Raw genomic sequence first — 16826 nt, 5'->3', positions numbered from 1 at the left:
TGGTACCACGGCATGAAACGGCTACGGATCCGCTGGGAACGCCGCGACGACATCCACGAAGCCTTCCTTGCCCTGGCCACCTGCATCATCACGTACCGACACGTCGTACGACTTTGTTAGGACCTCTAACGCCGGATAGCCTAACTGTCGGTGCCGACATCGCGCACCGCGCTATCCCTCGGGTTGGCACGCATGTTCTGATCACCCAGCTCGCCGGGGCCTACCATCGTGACCGTCGGCTGGCGGGCAGGCGTTACAGCGGGTCATCGCGGGCCGACAGGCGAGGCGCCGCCTCCACCGGCCTTCCGGCGGGGGCAGAGGCGGCGCCGCTCGCGGGTCAGTCACCCGACGATGCTGTGCGGGTCGGGCGGGAACTCGTCGGTGGTGGCGGAGACGAACTCCAGCTCGACCGACTCGGCCCCCGGGATGACGGTCGCGTTGAACTCTAGGATCACCTGCCGGCGGAGCGACACCTGGGAGGTCCGCTCGTTCCAGTCCGGCACGATCACCGTGATCTCCTCCTCGTGAGCGTAGGTGTCAGCCCGGTACATGAATCCGTAGAGGCTCACTTCCGCGTGCACCTTGACCGTGCCCACGTGGGTATCGCCCTCGTACTCCTCCGCCTCGTCCCAGACCATCGTGTCCAGGTCCGGGGTGGCCACGTCGACTTCGAGCTCTTCGACGTAGTCAGGCAGGTGAACGTCGTCGAAGTCCAGGCCGTGGATCTCGTAGTTGTCGTCGCCGTCGCGGTGAACGGGCTGGTCGGTTAGGTCGTCGCAGGCACCGACCAGTGCCTTGCGCAGCAGATCCTCCACGGAGGGGAACGAGGCCGCCGCGTTGCTTAACCGGCGCTGCCGGGCTTGCTCGTCCCGAACCCGGTCGAGAGCGGTCCGGAACGAAACGCCCTCCTGGACGGCTCTCGCCTTCACCATCGGGTAGTCCGCCGCCAGCTTCACCATCGCGGCCCGAATCGAGATGTTCTCGTGGTCGGCCATCTCCTCGGCGAGCTCCGACTCGTCGCGGACGACGCCCAGCGCCTCGGAGTACGAGATGTTGAAGCCCTTGGCGAGTCTCTTGGCCTGCGGGTTCTTGCTCATGACGATGTCCGTCTCTCCCTCGTGGTGCCCACGCCACCACCGAGGGGGTACGACATCCGCCATCGGTGATCATCGTCTGCGACGAGCTTTCGGCCCTTGTCCCTCGGTGTCGCGCAGGAGCGTGGGCCACGGGCGACAGGAGAAACGGGTGGCGCAGAGCCACCGCTCCTCCCAACATAGCCCATCGGGGCGTGGTCGATCCGAGCGGGGCCGCTGGCCGACGGTGGCGCGGAGGGGGCCCAGGGCGATGTCCCAGCCGCAGCTGACGGCAGCGCACGGGCGACCACCGTGCGGCACGAGCGCTCACGGCCGCGCGCCTTCTCCATTTGGTCATGGCAATTCGCGACCAACCCGCCCCACCGACGTCGCAATCGAGCTTCGTCTATCAGCTCGACCGCTCTCAGCCTTACCGCCGCTCAGACCCAGCCGGACCCACCTGGACTCCCCTGGAAACGGCGGGACGTAGGGCACGCTCGTCGGACGAGCAGCCACCGAGCAGCCACACGTCCACAAGGGACGGACAAGCAAAGGGCCCGACCTGCGTTTCCGCAGGTCAGGCCCTTATGATCTTGCGCGCCCGAAGGGACTCGAACCCCTAACCTTCTGATCCGTAGTCAGATGCTCTATCCGTTGAGCTACGGGCGCTGGTGCTCAGCCAGCCTACACGACCGACTTTCGCGCGGAGACTCCGGGATTCGAACCCGGGAGGGGCTTTAAGACCCCAACCGCATTAGCAGTGCGGCGCCATAGACCAGACTAGGCGAAGTCTCCCTGGCGACCCGGCAGGCCACCGCGCCCGAGGATACAGGGCAGCACCCACCGGGGGCAAAGCGACTTCGCGAGCGGCGCTGAACGACCTCCGGCCCGCCGCACGTGAGCGCTGTGCGCGGGCGTCATCAGGACTACTCTCCATCGATATGCAGGAGCAGCCCCCGAGCGAGCCGACCCGCCGCGAGCCTGCTGACGGGGCTCGCCGGCGTTCCCCGAGGCCCACCTTCAGGCCGCCATCCGTGCCGCAAACCGCATCGGAACCCGCGCCACCCCCGGCCGGAGAGAGCGCGGCGAAGACGGCCGACGAGAAGGCCCGCCCCACCCGGCGGGTCAAGGGCGCTGCCACCGTGCTCTTCCAGCCGCCCGAGCCCGACCGGGCGGTGCCTCGGCAGTCGGCCCGACGACCGACAGCGCGAGCCGAGGACCCAGCCGGCGCGACGGACGAGCCGGCGGAACGGCCTGCGCCCGAGCAGCCGGCGGCGGCCCGGCCAGCACCCGACCGCCAGGCCCAGGTCCAACCGGCACAGCATCAGGTCGCAGAGGAGGAACCGGTACAGGACCAGCCCGCACAGGACCAACCGCCACAGGGCCAGGCCGCGCAGGATCAGGCGGCACCGGACGAGCCCACGCAGGACCAGACGGCACCGGACCAGCTCGCGCAGGATCCGCCAGCGCCACAGGAGCAGCCGTCGGCGGAGATCCCAACCGGCCCCGCCAAGGCGGGCAGAAAAGCGGCTTCCACCACGAAGCGGACGTCCGTCCGCAGGTCATCGCCGCAGGCGTCCACCCGAAAAGCCTCGCCCCGCGCTGCGTCCGCTGGCACATCCGTGACCCCTGGCGGGACCGCGCCCCCGGCCGGGGTTGCCGACGCCGCCGCTCCTGGCCAGGCCACGCCCGCGTCGACGACGGCCCCCACAGCGACGCCCCGCTCCGAGACGGGACCCGTCCGGCCGGCGGCCCCTTCGGCGGGGACGAACGCCCCGGCGGACTCGGAGCCGGTGTCCTCGACAGCCGCGGAGGGGACGGCACCACCGGCAAACGCCACGGCGGCCACCCGCGAGGCGAAACCGCCGGCCGAGGCAGTCACGCCCCAGGTGAAACCGCCGGCGGAGGCAGCCACACCGCGTCAGGCGGAAGTCGCGGAGGAGACCGCCGCGCCGAAGGCGGGCGCTCGGAAAGCCGCCGCCCGGAAGGCGACCGCGACGGCCACCACCAAGACCCCTGCCCGGAAGGCGACCGCGACGACCACCAAGACCCCCGCCCGCAAAGCCACCGCCGCGACACCCACCACCAAGACCCCCGCCCGGAAGACGGCCGGCGCGCCGACCACCAAGGCCACCGCGACGAAGGCGACCACCGAGGCCACCGCGACGCAGGCCACCACCACGGCCACGGACCGGACGGCGACCGCCACCCCGGCCACCGCCGGGAAGCCGGCCACCGAGCCGCCCCCGGCCCCTCCGGCGTACGACCTGCGGGCGATCACCGCCCGGGTGCTGGACCATCCCGGTTTCGCCCCGGAGCTGCTGGCCCTGGCCGCCGTGGAGGCGCTCGGTCCGGGGGCCGGCGCGTGGGCCGAGCGGCTGCGCATGGCGTACCCCGATGCCACGCCGGACGGCCTTGCCCGGCTCGCCACCCGGCGGTTCGTACGGCTGGCCGGGGCGGGTGGGGCCACGGCGGCCCTGGCCGGTGTCCTCGCGCCGCTCGCCGAACTGGCGGCGGTGCTCTGGACGCAGGCCAACCTGGTGCTGCACCTGGCCGCGGCGTACGGACGCGACCCGGCTCATCCCGATCGGGCCGCCGAGCTGCTGGTGTTGACGCAGGTGCACCCGGACGGGTCGAGTGCGCGTACCGCTCTGGAGGCGGCGCGGGCGTTGGACGGGCCGCGAGAGGCGCCGTGGCCGCGCGCGGCGGAGGCGGCGTGGCGGTTGGCCGCGCCGCTCGCCGCCCAGGCCGGCGGCTGGCTGGCGCTGCGGCTGGCGTCGCGGCTGCTGCCGGGCGCCGCGGTGCTCGCCGCGGCGGCCGGTGACGCGGCGGCGGCCGTACGGCTGGCGGCCCGCGCGATCACCGCCTACCGGCCGCCGCGGGGGGCCTGACGCAGGTCCGGCTGTTGCCGTGGGCGGGCGGGCGCGCCTGATTCGTTCACGTCGTCAGCTCCGAGGGTCCGGCACACACACCTCGACGGCCGCGGCACACTGAAGGCGCCGGCACAGATTCGGCCGCCGACGCACTCTCGAAGGCGCCGGCACACGCCAACCGCCGGCACACGCCAACCGCCCCACACGCCAACCGCCCGCGCGCCTGGTCAGAGCCAGTCGAACCACGACTTGGGCAGCAGCGCGTACCCCACGAAGGCCACCACGTCGAGCAGCGTGTGCGCGACGACCAGCGGCATCACCCGCCGCGTGCGCAGGTAGAAGAGGCTGAACACCACGCCCATCACGGCGTTGCCGACGAACGCCCCGAACCCCTGGTAGAGGTGGTAGGAGCCGCGGAGCAGCGCGCTCGCCGCGACGACCGCGCCGAGCCGCCACTGGAGCTGGCGCAACCGGGTCACCAGGTAGCCGACCACGATCACCTCCTCCAGCACGGCGTTCTGCACGGCGGCGAGGATGAGCACGGGCACGGCCCACCAGATGTCGGGCAGGGAGGCCGGCACCAGGGTCGCGTTGACGCCGAGCTGGGCCGCCACCCAGAACAGCGCCAGCCCGGGCAGCCCGATCAACGCCGCCAGGCCCGCGCCGCGCGCGAGGTCCGACCCGGGCCGCCGGGCGTCGAGGCCGAGCGTCCGCGCCGGGTCACCGGGGTCGCGCCCCAGCAGGTGTACGGCGAGCAGCACGGGCAGCAGCGCGAAGACGATCCCGAGAAGCTGGTACGTCAGATCGAGGTACGGCCTCGTGGACGCGGAGGTGTTCAGTGCCGCGGTCTGCTTGGACAGCGGCCCCTCGGCGGTCAGCTTCGCGATGATCGAGACGACCGCGTAGACGGCCGACTGGCCGAGGGAGAGGCCGAGGACCAGCAACGTCTCGGTACCCAGTGTCCGGCGCGACACCGGGCGGGTGAGCTCAAGGGTCACCGCACCACTCTGCCCGACGGGAGCGCCCGCCGGCACCGCCGAACACCCCTCGTGAGCCGATCGCACATTCTGTGCGACCGGCGGACACGCTCCGTGGAGATCCTGTCTTCGCCCCATTCACCGTCAGGAGAGGGAGCGGGCCCATGGAGGACGTCGCGCGGCTGCTGAAGGAGAGCTGGACCCTGGTGGAAGAGCACCGGGAGCGGCTCAGCGAGTACTTCTACGCCCGCCTGTTCCTGCTCGACCCGGACCTGCGGCAGCTCTTCCCGGTGCAGATGAGCGGGCAGGGCGACCGGCTGCTCGAGGCGATCATCACGGCCATCCACACGGTGGGCGACCCGGAGAGCTTCGACGAGTTCCTGCGGGCGCTGGGCCGCGACCACCGGAAGTACCAGGTCGAGGCGGAGCACTACGCGACCATGGGCGTCGCGCTGCTGGACGCGCTGCGCACCACGGCCGGCGACGGCTGGAACCTGGAGTACGACCAGGCCTGGCGGGACGCGTACGCGGCGATCTCGGAGAAGATGCTGGCCGGGGCGGCGGCGGACGACAACCCGCCGTACTGGCACGCGGAGGTGCTGACCCACGAGCGGCACGGCGCCGACACGGCCGTGCTGACCGTCCGCGCCCTCCAGCACCCGATGTCGTGGAAGGCCGGCCAGTACGTGAGCGTGGAGGTGCCGCGGCACCACCCGCGGGTGTGGCGGACGTACTCGGTGGCGAACGCCCCGAACGAGGAGAACGTGCTGGAGTTCCACGTCCGGTCCGCCGGCGCCGGCTGGGTCTCGGGGGCGCTGGTCCGCCGGGTGAAGCCGGGCGACCTGCTGCGGCTGGCGGCGCCGATGGGCTCGATGACGCTGGACCGCACCTCGGAGCGGGACATCCTCTGCGTGGCCGGCGGGGTCGGGCTCGCGCCGATCAAGGCGCTCGTGGAGGAGCTGGCCACGTACAACCGCACCCGGTGGGTGCACGTCTTCTACGGTGCCCGCCGGGAGGCCGACCTGTACGGGCTGGCCGGCCTGCGCGAACTGGTGGCCGCGCACCCGTGGCTGTCGGTGACCCCGGCGTGCAGCGAGGACCCGGACTTCGACGGTGAGCAGGGCGACATCGCGGACGTGCTCGGCCGCTACGGCCCGTGGACGGCGCACGACTGCTACGTGTCCGGTTCGGCGCCCATGGTGCGGTCGACCCTGCGGGTGCTCGCGGCCGACGACGTCCCGCCGCCGCGCATCCGGTACGACACCTTCGGCGATCTCTGAGGCTTTTCTCCCCCCATCCGGGGCGCGTGCCCCTGCCCCCTGGGGCACGCGCCCCGGCCCCCCGCCCCCGGGGGGACGGGTTCGCCCGCGGCGGCCTCGTAGCCGAGGGCGAGCAGCCGGGTGGTCAGTAACGCCAGGGGCGGCCGGTCTCCCGGTACTCCTCGACGGGGACCAGCGGCACGCCGGGGGTCATCCGGTCCACGTAGAGCCTCCCCTCCAGGTGGTCGATCTCGTGCGCGACGAGCCGGGCCATGCCGTACTCGAACGACGTGATGATCCGGCTGCCGTCCCACTGGGCGTGCTCGACGTCGACCCGCAGCGGCCGGGGCACGAGACCGCGGTGGTCGAAGAAGGAGAGGCAGCCCTCGTACTGCTCGTCGGTGTCCGGGGACACATCGACCACGCGCGGGTTGAGCAGCACGACCGGTTCGGCGTTCCGGTCGGGCGGGCGGACGACGGCCGCCGCGCGTCCGATGCCGAGCTGCGGCGCCGCGATGCCGACCCCCTTGCTGAACGGGTGCAGTTCGTCGAGGCGGGCCAGCGTGGCGCAGAGACGGTCGACCACCTTCCGGGCCGTCCCCTCCTCGGCGGGGAGGTCGAACGGCCGGGCGGGCTGGCGCAGCAGGTCGTCGCCGCGCTGCACGACCCCGGCGGCACGCATCCGGTCGCTGGGGCGGACCCGGCCCTCCGGCGGGGCGTCGTGGTCCGGCTCCGGGCGGGCGCGGAACCGCCACTGCATCCGGTAGCGGGCGTTGAGCGGGGGGTCGTCGGTCTGCCACTCGAAGATCGCGCGGTCACCCTCGTCGTGCCGCTGCACCGGCGTACGCAGCGGGCCCTCCTCCGCTGACAGCGAGGTCTCCGCGCCCCAGACCTGTGGGTCGAGCACGGCCGGCAGGTCGAGGCGTACGGCCAGGTGCCGGGTGGGCACCCGGACCGCCCGCTGGAACCAGGGCCCCCACTTCTCCGCGCCGACTCGGTAGGCGTACTCGATGGTGGCGCGGTCCCCCGGGTAGAGCGGGAAGCGCCGCTCGCCGTTCTCGAAGAGCAGCCAGATCTCCTTGAAGGCGTCCCGGTCGTGCTTGGCCCGCCAGTGCATCGGCTCGCGTTCGCCGCCGTCGTCCCGGTACGCCCGCAGCTGCAACTCGGCGAAGGTGAGCGGATGCTCCCGGTGGTGCCGGTTGGAGCGGCCCGGATCGTTCGGGTAGCGGTCGACCGCTACCCGGACCAGGTAGCGGGTGACGGGCTCCGTTCCCGCGTTGTACAGCTCCCGCCGGATCACGCACAGGTAGCCCTCGTCGGTGTGGGTGAGCGTGGCGAGTTCCCGTTCGACCACGAGGCCGGTGCCCGGGGGCAGCCACTGCCCGGGTGGGGACAGCTCCCGCTGCGGCAGCCCGGCGCGGGTGTGCCGCACCTCGTCGTACTCCCGGAAGCGCTGCCAGATGACGCCGCCGGCCTCCAGGACGGCCTCGGCCCGCCGGGCGAAGTCCTCGGTCGGGCGGTGCCGCCGCCCCTCGACGTGGCTGACGTACGACGGGTCGAAGCCCATCAGCACGGCCAGCTGTTTCTTGGACAGCCCTCGCGCGGTCCGCTGCCGCGCGAGTTCGGCGGCGAAGGAGTCGGCAGCACGGTCGAGGGGTGAGGTCGTCATCGGCTTCCTCGTGGCCGGGAGTATCAGTTTCACGTTCCGTGGCCGAGCGCACACGGAACTGCCACCTTGCCGACAGTCTTCTTGACATTTCACCGATGGACGTCGATGCTGCTGCCCGCTCGCCCGTTGCGCCGGAGTTTCTCCGGGCCGGCCGGGGGTAGTACGCCCGAGCGATCGGCGTCGCTTCGCGCGGTGCCGAGGGTGACCCAGACCTCCGGATCGGCCGGGGACGGCCCTTCCTCACACCGACGGACTGTGGTTAGGCTAGCCTTAGCTCACAGGGACCAGGCGCGCGACGGGGGATGATCGAGTGACAGCGGTGATGCCGGGGCGGGATGTCGCCGCCACGCCGCTGGCGCCGGTCACGGCAGCCCTGCGCGCCATGTTCGGCACCGACGACGTGCCGGGCCTCGCGACCGGCCTCCTGGTCGCCGACGAGTTCGGCTGGGCCCCGGCGACGACCCTGATCGACGGCAGCCGGCTCCCCGAACTCCTGCACGCCGCCAGCCTGCGGTGGGGCGGCACCCCGCACGCCTGTGCGGCCCTGGCATGGAAGTCCTACAGCTACTGGACGGCGCTGCCCGTGGTGCTCGGTTGGGCCTCGGCCCGGCGGGTGCCCCTGCTGGACCCGTCCGACGTGCTGATCCACTTCGAGGACCACCGCCCCCTCGTCACGCTCGGCCTGCGGCGCTCGACCACCGTCGCGGTGCTGCCCAGCGACCCGCTGGCCCTCGCGCCCTCGCCCGAGGTGCGGGTCGTGTCCGGCGAGGCCGAGCTGCTGGACGTGTTCCGCGCCTCGCTCCTGGACGCCCACCTGGCGCCGATGATCCGGGCGATCCAGTCGGAGGTGCGGATCGGCACGCGCACCCTCCTCGGCTCGGTGGCCTCCGGTATCTCGAACGGCATCCTGCGCGCCGCGGACGGGCTGCCCGGTTCCTCCGCCGAGACCATCGACACGCTGCTCGGCGCCCTCGACCTGCGCGACCTCGTGGAGCTGGTGCCCGGGCCGACCGGCGAGCCGACCGTCCAGCGGCGCACCTGCTGCCTCGCGTTCACCCTGCCCCGCCCGAAGATCTGCCAGGGCTGCTGCGTACGCCAGGCCTGACGCGGTTCACTTCGTCAGGGGACGCACGTCCCAGACCCAGACGCCGCCGGTGAACACCGGCTCGATCCCGGTCAGCTCGGTCATCGCCCGGCGCAGCGCGTCGGCGTTGCGGTGCGGCCCGAGGATCACCACACCGGCCCGCCAGTACCGCAGGTCGTCGACCGCGTTCACCCGGGACTGGGGTGTGATCGGCGGCACCGCGCCGGCACGCCGGACCACGCTGAAGAAGCTGCTCGTGGGCCGGGGCGGGGCGGTGAAGAGGGCGGCGCCGTGCTCCTCCGCGTGGGGACGCGTGTCGGGGCCCAGGAAGTACCCGCGGGCCAGGGGCATGTCCAGCCCGGTGGCCGCCGCCCAGCGCAGCGGCTCGGTGTAGTTGGTGTCCGGAAGGGGCAGGGTCACGACGCTCCGCCCGCCGGCCACGTACGGCCGCCAGGCCCCGGACGTCACGAATCCGGGCACGGGGTTGAGGTGGGTCGCCGGCAGCGGGGTCGGCAGGATGGGCACCAGGGCCATGGCGAGCACGGTCACGGTGGCGTAGCGGATCTGCGGTCGTGCCGCTGGGTGCGCCACGGCGAGCCGGCGGATGCGCTCGACGCCGAGCGCGAGCAGCAGGCCGATGATCGGTGTGATGGCCAGCGCCCACCGCGTGGGCACCACGGAGTGCAGGATCGGCAGGTCCTCGAGGGGCGCCCAGAGGCTCGGGACGCCGGTCTCGCGACCGTCGAAGATCACCTCGCGGCCGAGCGAGAGCACCGCGAAGAGCAGCCCGAGCACGGCGAGGCTGACCACGACGAGGTTGCGTCGCAGCCACCAGACGAGGGCGAGCACGAGTATCACCAGCGCCCAGCCGAAGAAGCTGTTCTCCTCGGTGGGGTTCTTCGCCAGCCCTTCCGAGGTGCGGGGGCTGCCGGCCAGTGACTCCCGCGAGTACGCCACGAAGGAGGCGAGGTCACTGGAGTAGCCGCGGATGAGGCGCGGCAGGCCCTCGTACGCGCCGGGTCCGAAGAACTGGACGTAGAGCGGGTACGCCAGCAGCGCCGCGGCCACGGCGGCGGCCACACCGAGCCCGGCGAGGAAGGTCCCGGCCCGCCGCCGGAGGTCGGGCCGGCCGGCGGCCAGCACGGCGACCACGACGCCGAGCCCGATCGCGGTCATCAGCAGGATCTCCAGGTTGAGGAACGCCTGCCAGACGATCACCAGGGCGAGCAGTACGCCGTTGCGCAGCCAGCGGCCGCTGTCACCCAGCCGCAGCGTCCGCCAGATGATCAGGGGGACCACGAACTGGGAGACGATGTTGGGGTGCGCGTTCGCGTGGGAGATCATCGCCGGCGCGAACGCGCAGAACGCCGCACCCAGCCAGGCCGGGCCACGTGAGCCGACGAGGACCCGGGAGAAAAGGAAATACCAGGCGGTGGCCGTGGCAATCATCCCGACCGTGAGGAACAGCAGGAACGAGGCACGGGGACCGAAGGCCAAGGTGACCGGCGTCAGCGGTATCGAAACGGATAATACTGACGTATTCGCCATCAAATTGACGCCTTCGGGCACATTCATCTGGTCCGAGTGGAATGGATACGCCAAATGCGTCACCACTCGTGCACCGTGCGCCATCATCCACTCGAACTGCGCCTGATCGTTCCGGTTGTCCCGAACCCCGTTGCGCGGGTCGAGCCACAGCCGGGCGGTGACCCAGAAGCCGAGCGCCACGAAGCTGAGCACGGCCAGGAGGTCGATCCGGCGACCCCTCCCGGGGCGATCACCCCGCACGACACCCGGCGCAGCGGCCGTGGGGCCGTCCTCCGGGACGCCCGAATCAGGAGTAGTCATAACAATTCGGAGCGTAGTCAGCGTATGGCGTGCACGTGACACGTTTCTGGGTATTGCCGTACTATGTGCCGGGTTCGCCGACCGCCGATCGCGTGCCACCCCCGACTGCATTTCGGCCATCGGGTCGCCCCGATTTTCCTGCCCTCCGCGGGGATGATTCACTCTGTCGGTCCCAGGCGCGGGTCGAGTTCATACCGTGAGGAATCGACGCATGGCAGAAATCACTGGTGATCAGCGCGTCCAGTCCGAGGTGCTGGAGGGCCTCGCGACGGCGGTCAACCACCGCCGCTGGTTCGTCGAGCTGGCGGTGCCGTACCTGGGCGACAACCCGATCGAGATCGGCAGCGGACTGGGCGACTACGCGCTCGAGTGGGCCGACCGCCTGCCCCGGTTCACCGCCACGGAGGCGGACCCGGACCGCCTGATCCGGCTCAAGGAGCGCCTCGCCGACCGGCCGACCATCGACGTACGCGAGATGCTGCTCCCGCACTCGGAGCGGGGCGACTACAGCGCCGCCGTCTCCTACAACGTGCTGGAGCACATCGAGGACCACGTGAGCGCCCTGCGCAGCATGCGGGACCTCGTCCGGCCCGGCGGCGCGGTGATCATCATCGTGCCGGCGTTCCAGTTCGCGATGAGCCCGGCCGACATCGCCACGGGCCACGTACGCCGCTACACGAAGAAGACCCTCGCAGCGGCGATGACCGAGGCCGGGCTGACCGTGGAGAAGATCCACTACGCGAACGCGCTCGGACTGTTCGGCTACTTCATGGCCACCAAGGTCTTCCGGCTCATGCCGAAGGAGGGCCCGATGGTCAAGCTCTACGACACCCTCGTGCTCCCGGTGACCAAGGCCGCCGAGCAGGTCGTCCGGCCGCCGTTCGGCCAGTCCGTCTTCGCCGTCGCCCGCGTCCCCGCCTGACACCGGACGGTCCCGCCCGGGCGCCCGAATGCCGCCGGCGACGGTCTCGCACCGGCCTCCACCTGACCCGGGCACGGTTTCCGCCCGCGACCCCGCGCCGGGACCGGCTCCCGGCGCGGGATGGCGGGCGGATCAGCTCACTGCGTGACCTGGTACGTCGGGCGGATGACCGCCCGGGCCAGGGTGTGGAACGTCAGGTTGAAGCCCACGTAGGCCGGGCTCGCGTCCGGGGTGAGGTCGAGGCGGTCCACGTCCAGGGCGTGCACCGCGAAGACGTACCGGTGCGGCCGGTCACCGGCCGGCGGCGCGGCGCCCCCGTAACCCTGCTCGCCGTAGTCGTTGCGGACCGGGAACGCCCCGCCGAGATCCGCACCGCCGGCGCCGCCCGCGCCCCGCGGCAGCTGGGTGACGCTCGCCGGGACGTTCACCAGCACCCAGTGCCAGAACCCGCTGCCCGTGGGGGCGTCCGGGTCGTAGCAGGTCACCGTGAAGCTCCGGGTGCCCTCGGGGAAGTCGGACCAGGTGAGCTGCGGCGACAGGTTCTCGCCGCCGACGCTCGGGTGGGCGTGCCGTACGTCCATCGGCTCGCCGTTCTGCACGTCGTCGCTGGTCAGCGTGAACGACGGGACGGTCGGCAGCAGCTCGTACGGGTCCGGGGCGATCGGTCGTTCCAAGGTCATCGAGACGCGTCCTTCCGATGTGCGCGCGGAGTTCTCCGCTCTTCTTACCCTGCCGGCCCGTCAGGATCGACCGGAAGCGACAGGTGCGGATGAACCGTTCGTCTCACTACCGTTGACCACAGGCAACGATCCCGGGAGAGAACTCTTGGCCGTCTGGCGTGACTTCCTCGCGGCGATCGTGACCGCGCTCCGGCAGCGGCCGGACGAGCGGGCGATCGCCGAGGAACGCCGCCGCGCGGTCGAGCGGCTGGCCGAGGAGAGGATCCGCCAGGAGCGCGGCTCGGCGGAACGGCGGGACTAGGGCGCTGGCGCGCGGCCGTGGACGGGTGAGAATGACGGCATGCCGAGCCGCCTTCCCCCTTCGACGCCGTCGGACCGACACCGGATCCCTGGGAGCGGCGTCGATGGCTGACGCAGAGGACGTCCGCCGGCTGGCGCTGGCACTGCCCCACGTGGAGGAGATCGACAGCGAGGGCTTCGACTTCCGCGTGGGCGGCAAGGGGTTCGTCTGGTCGTACCCCGAACGCCAACCGGGCCGACCGCGCGTGATCCGAACCGACATCGCGGTGCTGTACGTCGGCGACGAGGCGGAGAAGCAGGCGCTCCTGCTCGGCGAGCCCGAGCGCTTCTTCACCACGCCCGCGTACGACGGGTTGCCCCTGGTCATGCTCCGTCTGGCGCAGGTGGACGTGTACCGCCTGGAGGAACTCGTCACCGACGCGTGGCGCATGCGCGCCCCCGACTCGCTCGTCGGCGACCTCGACGACGCTCCAGCCGCCGAACCGCGCTGAGCGGAGACGGCGTTCGACGTCGGCCCGCCGAAGAGCGCTGAGCGGAGACGTTCCCCACCGCCCCTGCGACCCGCGCCGTCGGCCGGGGTGGCGCGGGGTGCGTACAGTGCCGCGGCATGGGTGCGATCAAGCCGTGGCACATCGCCACGCTCTGCTGCCTCGTCACGTCGCTGGCGCTGATCGGCGGCGTCGTCTGGTTCGCCGCGAGCCGCGGACGGCGCCGCTAGGGCGCGTCGGGCCCACCCGTCCATCGTGGCCGGCCGGGCCACGCAAGCCGCGACCGTGACCTACTCTGGCAGCGGCGTCAGGCCCCGCACGCGGCGCGGGGACGGTGACGGCCAGGGAGGCGGCGGCATGTCCAGCACCCAGTTGTACGACACCATCGGAGCCACCTACACCGCGACGCGGCGCACCGAGCCGCGGATCGCCGCACAGGTGTGGGCGGCGCTCGGCGACGCGCGTACGGTGCTGAACGTCGGCGCCGGCACCGGCTCCTACGAGCCCGCCGACCGGGACGTCACCGCCGTGGAACCGTCGGCGCTCATGCGGGCACAGCGCCCCGCCGCTGCCGCGCCGTGCGTGGCCGCCGACGCGGAGCACCTTCCGTTCGCGGACCAGTCCTTCGACGCGGCTATGGCCTTCGCCACCATCCACCACTGGCCGGACCCCATCGCGGGCCTGCGCGAGATGCGGCGGGTCGCCCGCCGGGTGGTGGTGTTCACGCACGACACCAGCGACGCCGGATGGCTCCACCGCTTCTGGCTCACACGCGACTACCTCCCCGAGGTCGGTGACCTCCGGGTCGGCCGGCCGTCGCTGACCGACCTGGCCGGCGCGATCGGCGCCCGCGTGGAGCCGGTGCTCGTCCCGTGGGACTGCGTGGACGGCTTCTTCGAGGCCCACTGGCGCCGGCCCGAGGCGTACCTGGACGAGAACGTCCGCCGCGGGGTGTCGGTCTGGTCCAGGGTCGGGGCGGACGCCGAGCAGCGGGCGGTACGCGACCTCCGTGACGACCTCGCCTCGGGCCGGTGGGCGGAACGCAACCGCGACCTCGTCGACCTCGACGCGGCGGAGTTGGGCCTTCGCCTGCTCGTCGCCTGAACCTGGCACCGCCGGTCAGGGGGCGTTCGCGCTGCCCGTGGGGAGCGGAGGGTGTGGGATTCGAACCCACGAAGAGCTTGCGCCCTTACCGGTTTTCAAGACCAGCGCCATCGGCCACTAGGCGAACCCTCCCGGGCCGCGTTCCGCGAAGGTACGCGGCCGTGCCTAGTCTGCCATGCCGGGCGGCCGGACGAGCGGGGGCGGCAGCGCCGGCGGACGCCCGGCGGAGGCGTTTCCGACCCGACGCAGACCCACGACCCGCGGGTGGGCGCCCGCGCCGATCGGGTAAGACTGGACCATGCGCGCGATCACCGTTCCGTCACCCGGTGGACCCGAGGCACTCGTCTGGGCCGAGGTGCCCGATCCCGAACCCGGCCCGGGCGAGGTGGTCGTGGACGTGCGGGCGAGCGCCGTCAACCGGGCGGACCTGCTGCAACGGCAGGGGCACTACCCGCCGCCGCCGGGCGCGCCCGCGTACCTCGGGTTGGAGTGCTCCGGTGTGATCAGTGCCGTCGGTCCGGACGTGACCGACTGGCGGGTGGGCCAGGAGGTCTGCGCGCTGCTGGCCGGCGGCGGGTACGCCGAGCGGGTGGCCGTTCCGGCCGGCCAGGTGCTGCCGGTGCCGGCCGGCGTCGACCTGGTCGACGCCGCGGCGCTGCCCGAGGTGGCCTGCACGGTCTGGTCCAACGTGGTGCGGCTGGCCGGGCTGCGTGCCGGCGAGACGCTGCTGGTACACGGCGGCGGCAGCGGGATCGGCACGTTCGCGATCCAGCTCGGCGTGGCGCTCGGCGCCACCGTGCTGGTGACCGCCCGCACGGCGAAGCACGAGCGTCTGCGCGAGCTGGGGGCCGCGCACACGATCGACTACGCCGGGCAGGACTTCGTCGAGGAGGTGCGCCGGGTCACCGACGGCCGGGGGGCGGACGTCGTCCTGGACATCATGGGTGCGAGCTACCTGCGGCAGAACGTGGCCGCGCTCGCGACCGGCGGCCGGCTCATGGTCATCGGCCTCCAGGGCGGGCGCAAGGGCGAGCTGGACCTCAACGCCCTCATGGCCAAGCGGGCCACGATCGGGGCCACGACGCTGCGGGCCCGGCCGGCGGCGGAGAAGGCGGCGATCGTCCGGGGCGTACGCGACGAGGTGTGGCCGCTCGTCGAGGCCGGCCGGATCCGGCCGGTCGTGGACCGCCGGATGCCGATGGCGGAGGCCGCCGAGGCGCACCGGAGGGTGGAGAACAGCGACCACCTCGGCAAGGTGCTGCTCACGACGGGGTGACGCCGGCCTCCGGCTCCACGGCCTGCGCGGGCAGGACCAGCCGGGCGCCCGGCCCCTCGCCGGCCAGCCGGTCGCCGGGGTTGTAGAGGGCGCAGCGCTGCAACGACAGGCAGCCGCAGCCGATGCAGCTGTCCAGGTCGTCGCGGAGCTTGGTCATCAGCCGGATCCGCTCGTTGAGGCGTTCCCGCCAGACGCTCGACAGGCGGGCCCAGTCCGACGCGCTCGGGGTCCGGGACGCGGGCAGCGAGTCCAGCGCCGCCCGGATCTCCTCCAGCGAGATGCCGACCTGCTGCGAGATCCGGATGAACGCCACCCGGCGCAGCTCGGAGCGGGCGTACCGGCGCTGGTTGCCGCCGGTGCGCTCGGCGCGGATCAGACCGAGCCGCTCGTAGTAGCGCAGCGCGGAGGGTGCCACGCCGCTGCGGGCCGAGAGCTGACCGATTGTGAGGGACTCGTGCATCCTGTCGCCTTGAGTTGAAGTGCGCTTCAACTTGCAGGCTAGCGGCATGACCATGACAACTGCCAACACGCCCCGCCCGACGGGCGGGGCCACGCCCCCCGGACCGGCGCCGGCACTGCCGACCGTGCCCGGCCCGCCCGCCGTACCCGGCCCGGTCGCCGGGCCGCTGGAGCGGCTGCGCGCCGGCCGGGAGTTCGGCGCCAACGTGTACTCGACGATCGACGTGCTCTGGGTGCTCTACGACCGGATCCTGCGGATCACGCCGGAGACGACCGACGACCCGGACCGGGACCGGTTCCTGCTCTCCAAGGGGCACGCGGTGGCCGGCTACTACGCCGTGCTCGCCGCGAAGGGCTTCATCCCCCCGGACTGGCTGGACGATCAGGGCGGGCCGGACAGCCGGCTCGGCGACCACCCCGACCGGACCCTGGTGCCCGGCGTGGAGATCGGTTCCGGGTCACTCGGCCACGGGCTCGGCCTCGGCGTCGGCACCGCGCTCGGGCTGCGCGCGCAGGGCCTGCTCACCCCCCGGGTGTACGTGCTGCTCGGCGACGCGGAACTGGACGAGGGCTCCAACCACGAGGCGATCGCGTACGCCGGGGCCACCGGCCTGGCCAGCCTGACCGCCGTGGTCGTCGACAACCACTCGGCCACCCACGGCTGGCCGGGCGGGGCGGCCACCCGGTTCACGGCGAACGGCTGGACCGCGGCGACCGTCGACGGGCGCGACCACGACGCCCTGCACCACGCCCTGACCGGGCACGACAACCACCGACCGCACGTCGTCGTCGCGGTCGTCGGAGGGGAGTGACC

Annotated in this window: 14 protein-coding genes, 3 tRNA genes and 1 pseudogene; 9 read left to right on the top strand and 9 right to left on the bottom strand. The window is 72.6% G+C overall.

Going from position 1 to position 16826, the window contains the following annotated elements:
- Window positions 1–341: 341 nt before the first annotated feature.
- From D7I43_RS27300 to D7I43_RS27290, 3 genes are all read right to left on the bottom strand, one after another.
- A complete protein-coding gene (locus tag D7I43_RS27300) occupies window positions 342–1097 on the bottom strand; it encodes a hypothetical protein (protein WP_147427304.1) in 756 nt (251 codons plus the stop codon).
- 572 nt (window positions 1098–1669) lie between these two features.
- Window positions 1670–1742: transfer RNA gene (locus tag D7I43_RS27295), tRNA-Arg, on the bottom strand.
- Between the two features lie 35 nt (window positions 1743–1777).
- Window positions 1778–1868: transfer RNA gene (locus D7I43_RS27290), tRNA-Ser, on the bottom strand.
- A 1094-nt stretch (window positions 1869–2962) separates the two neighbouring features.
- Between D7I43_RS27290 and D7I43_RS27280 the strand changes: the two genes are divergently transcribed.
- A complete protein-coding gene (locus D7I43_RS27280; protein WP_120331440.1) occupies window positions 2963–3964 on the top strand; it encodes a hypothetical protein in 1002 nt (333 codons plus the stop codon).
- 209 nt (window positions 3965–4173) lie between these two features.
- Here D7I43_RS27280 and D7I43_RS27275 read toward each other — a convergent pair whose 3' ends face one another.
- Window positions 4174–4944 carry a CPBP family intramembrane glutamic endopeptidase gene (locus tag D7I43_RS27275; RefSeq protein WP_120331439.1) on the bottom strand — a complete coding sequence of 257 codons (771 nt, stop codon included), beginning with the start codon at window positions 4942–4944 and terminating at the stop codon, window positions 4174–4176.
- 143 nt (window positions 4945–5087) lie between these two features.
- On the opposite strand from D7I43_RS27275, the gene D7I43_RS27270 reads away from it, so the two are divergent.
- Window positions 5088–6203 (top strand): globin domain-containing protein, encoded by a 1116-nt coding sequence (locus D7I43_RS27270; protein ID WP_120331438.1) that lies wholly within the window; start codon window positions 5088–5090, stop codon window positions 6201–6203.
- Window positions 6204–6327: 124 nt separating this feature from the next.
- On the opposite strand, the gene D7I43_RS27265 is transcribed toward D7I43_RS27270, so the two are convergent.
- Window positions 6328–7851, bottom strand: coding sequence for a peptide deformylase (locus tag D7I43_RS27265; protein WP_120331437.1), 1524 nt, complete (start codon window positions 7849–7851; stop codon window positions 6328–6330).
- 322 nt (window positions 7852–8173) lie between these two features.
- Here D7I43_RS27265 and D7I43_RS27260 point away from each other — a divergent pair, with 322 nt between their 5' ends.
- Window positions 8174–8956, top strand: coding sequence for an IucA/IucC family C-terminal-domain containing protein (locus D7I43_RS27260; RefSeq protein ID WP_120331454.1), 783 nt, complete (start codon window positions 8174–8176; stop codon window positions 8954–8956).
- A gap of 6 nt (window positions 8957–8962) precedes the next feature.
- On the opposite strand, the gene D7I43_RS27255 is transcribed toward D7I43_RS27260, so the two are convergent.
- Window positions 8963–10783: a DUF6311 domain-containing protein gene (locus tag D7I43_RS27255; RefSeq protein ID WP_192902287.1), complete on the bottom strand. Its 1821-nt coding sequence runs from the start codon at window positions 10781–10783 to the stop codon at window positions 8963–8965.
- 211 nt (window positions 10784–10994) lie between these two features.
- Between D7I43_RS27255 and D7I43_RS27250 the strand changes: the two genes are divergently transcribed.
- Window positions 10995–11705 (top strand): class I SAM-dependent methyltransferase, encoded by a 711-nt coding sequence (locus D7I43_RS27250; RefSeq protein WP_120331435.1) that lies wholly within the window; start codon window positions 10995–10997, stop codon window positions 11703–11705.
- 137 nt (window positions 11706–11842) lie between these two features.
- Here D7I43_RS27250 and D7I43_RS27245 read toward each other — a convergent pair whose 3' ends face one another.
- Complete coding sequence (locus D7I43_RS27245; RefSeq protein WP_120331434.1) at window positions 11843–12385, bottom strand: YbhB/YbcL family Raf kinase inhibitor-like protein; 543 nt, start codon at window positions 12383–12385, stop codon at window positions 11843–11845.
- A 145-nt stretch (window positions 12386–12530) separates the two neighbouring features.
- Between D7I43_RS27245 and D7I43_RS32835 the strand changes: the two genes are divergently transcribed.
- From D7I43_RS32835 to D7I43_RS27235, 3 genes and pseudogenes are all read left to right on the top strand, one after another.
- Window positions 12531–12686, top strand: coding sequence for a hypothetical protein (locus D7I43_RS32835; protein WP_158610159.1), 156 nt, complete (start codon window positions 12531–12533; stop codon window positions 12684–12686).
- Window positions 12687–12789: 103 nt separating this feature from the next.
- Window positions 12790–13176 (top strand): MmcQ/YjbR family DNA-binding protein, encoded by a 387-nt coding sequence (locus tag D7I43_RS27240; protein WP_120331433.1) that lies wholly within the window; start codon window positions 12790–12792, stop codon window positions 13174–13176.
- A gap of 363 nt (window positions 13177–13539) precedes the next feature.
- A pseudogene (locus tag D7I43_RS27235) lies at window positions 13540–14277 on the top strand (class I SAM-dependent methyltransferase); the annotation flags it as partial.
- 45 nt (window positions 14278–14322) lie between these two features.
- On the opposite strand, the gene D7I43_RS27230 reads toward D7I43_RS27235, so the two are convergent.
- Window positions 14323–14409: transfer RNA gene (locus D7I43_RS27230), tRNA-Ser, on the bottom strand.
- A 166-nt stretch (window positions 14410–14575) separates the two neighbouring features.
- On the opposite strand from D7I43_RS27230, the gene D7I43_RS27225 reads away from it, so the two are divergent.
- Window positions 14576–15553, top strand: coding sequence for an NAD(P)H-quinone oxidoreductase (locus D7I43_RS27225; protein ID WP_120331432.1), 978 nt, complete (start codon window positions 14576–14578; stop codon window positions 15551–15553).
- On the opposite strand, the gene soxR is transcribed toward D7I43_RS27225, so the two are convergent.
- Entirely contained in the window at window positions 15540–16013 is a 474-nt protein-coding gene (soxR, locus tag D7I43_RS27220; protein ID WP_120331431.1) for a redox-sensitive transcriptional activator SoxR, read from the bottom strand. The two genes, D7I43_RS27225 and soxR, sit on opposite strands and share 14 nt — an antisense overlap.
- A gap of 19 nt (window positions 16014–16032) precedes the next feature.
- On the opposite strand from soxR, the gene D7I43_RS27215 reads away from it, so the two are divergent.
- Window positions 16033–16824 (top strand): transketolase, encoded by a 792-nt coding sequence (locus D7I43_RS27215; protein WP_240033184.1) that lies wholly within the window; start codon window positions 16033–16035, stop codon window positions 16822–16824.
- The last annotated feature ends 2 nt before the right edge of the window (window positions 16825–16826 follow it).

Origin of the sequence: Micromonospora globbae (genome assembly GCF_003610785.1) — a bacterium.
Classification (GTDB): Bacteria; Actinomycetota; Actinomycetes; order Mycobacteriales; family Micromonosporaceae; genus Micromonospora; species Micromonospora globbae.
The sequence above is the reverse complement of the archived record's forward strand: the minus strand, read 5'-3'. Positions and strand labels throughout refer to the sequence as shown.

What these genes read in the sequence shown, in the direction of transcription:
- D7I43_RS27300 (WP_147427304.1), bottom strand. Translation starts at nt 1,097, where the DNA reads ATGAGCAAGAACCCGCAGGCCAAGAGACTCGCCAAGGGCTTCAACATC.
- D7I43_RS27270 (WP_120331438.1), top strand. Translation starts at nt 5,088, where the DNA reads ATGGAGGACGTCGCGCGGCTGCTGAAGGAGAGCTGGACCCTGGTGGAA.
- D7I43_RS27255 (WP_192902287.1), bottom strand. Translation starts at nt 10,783, where the DNA reads ATGACTACTCCTGATTCGGGCGTCCCGGAGGACGGCCCCACGGCCGCT.
- D7I43_RS27225 (WP_120331432.1), top strand. Translation starts at nt 14,576, where the DNA reads ATGCGCGCGATCACCGTTCCGTCACCCGGTGGACCCGAGGCACTCGTC.
- D7I43_RS27265 (WP_120331437.1), bottom strand. Translation starts at nt 7,851, where the DNA reads ATGACGACCTCACCCCTCGACCGTGCTGCCGACTCCTTCGCCGCCGAA.
- D7I43_RS27250 (WP_120331435.1), top strand. Translation starts at nt 10,995, where the DNA reads ATGGCAGAAATCACTGGTGATCAGCGCGTCCAGTCCGAGGTGCTGGAG.
- D7I43_RS27260 (WP_120331454.1), top strand. Translation starts at nt 8,174, where the DNA reads ATGCCGGGGCGGGATGTCGCCGCCACGCCGCTGGCGCCGGTCACGGCA.
- D7I43_RS27240 (WP_120331433.1), top strand. Translation starts at nt 12,790, where the DNA reads ATGGCTGACGCAGAGGACGTCCGCCGGCTGGCGCTGGCACTGCCCCAC.
- soxR (WP_120331431.1), bottom strand. Translation starts at nt 16,013, where the DNA reads ATGCACGAGTCCCTCACAATCGGTCAGCTCTCGGCCCGCAGCGGCGTG.
- D7I43_RS27245 (WP_120331434.1), bottom strand. Translation starts at nt 12,385, where the DNA reads ATGACCTTGGAACGACCGATCGCCCCGGACCCGTACGAGCTGCTGCCG.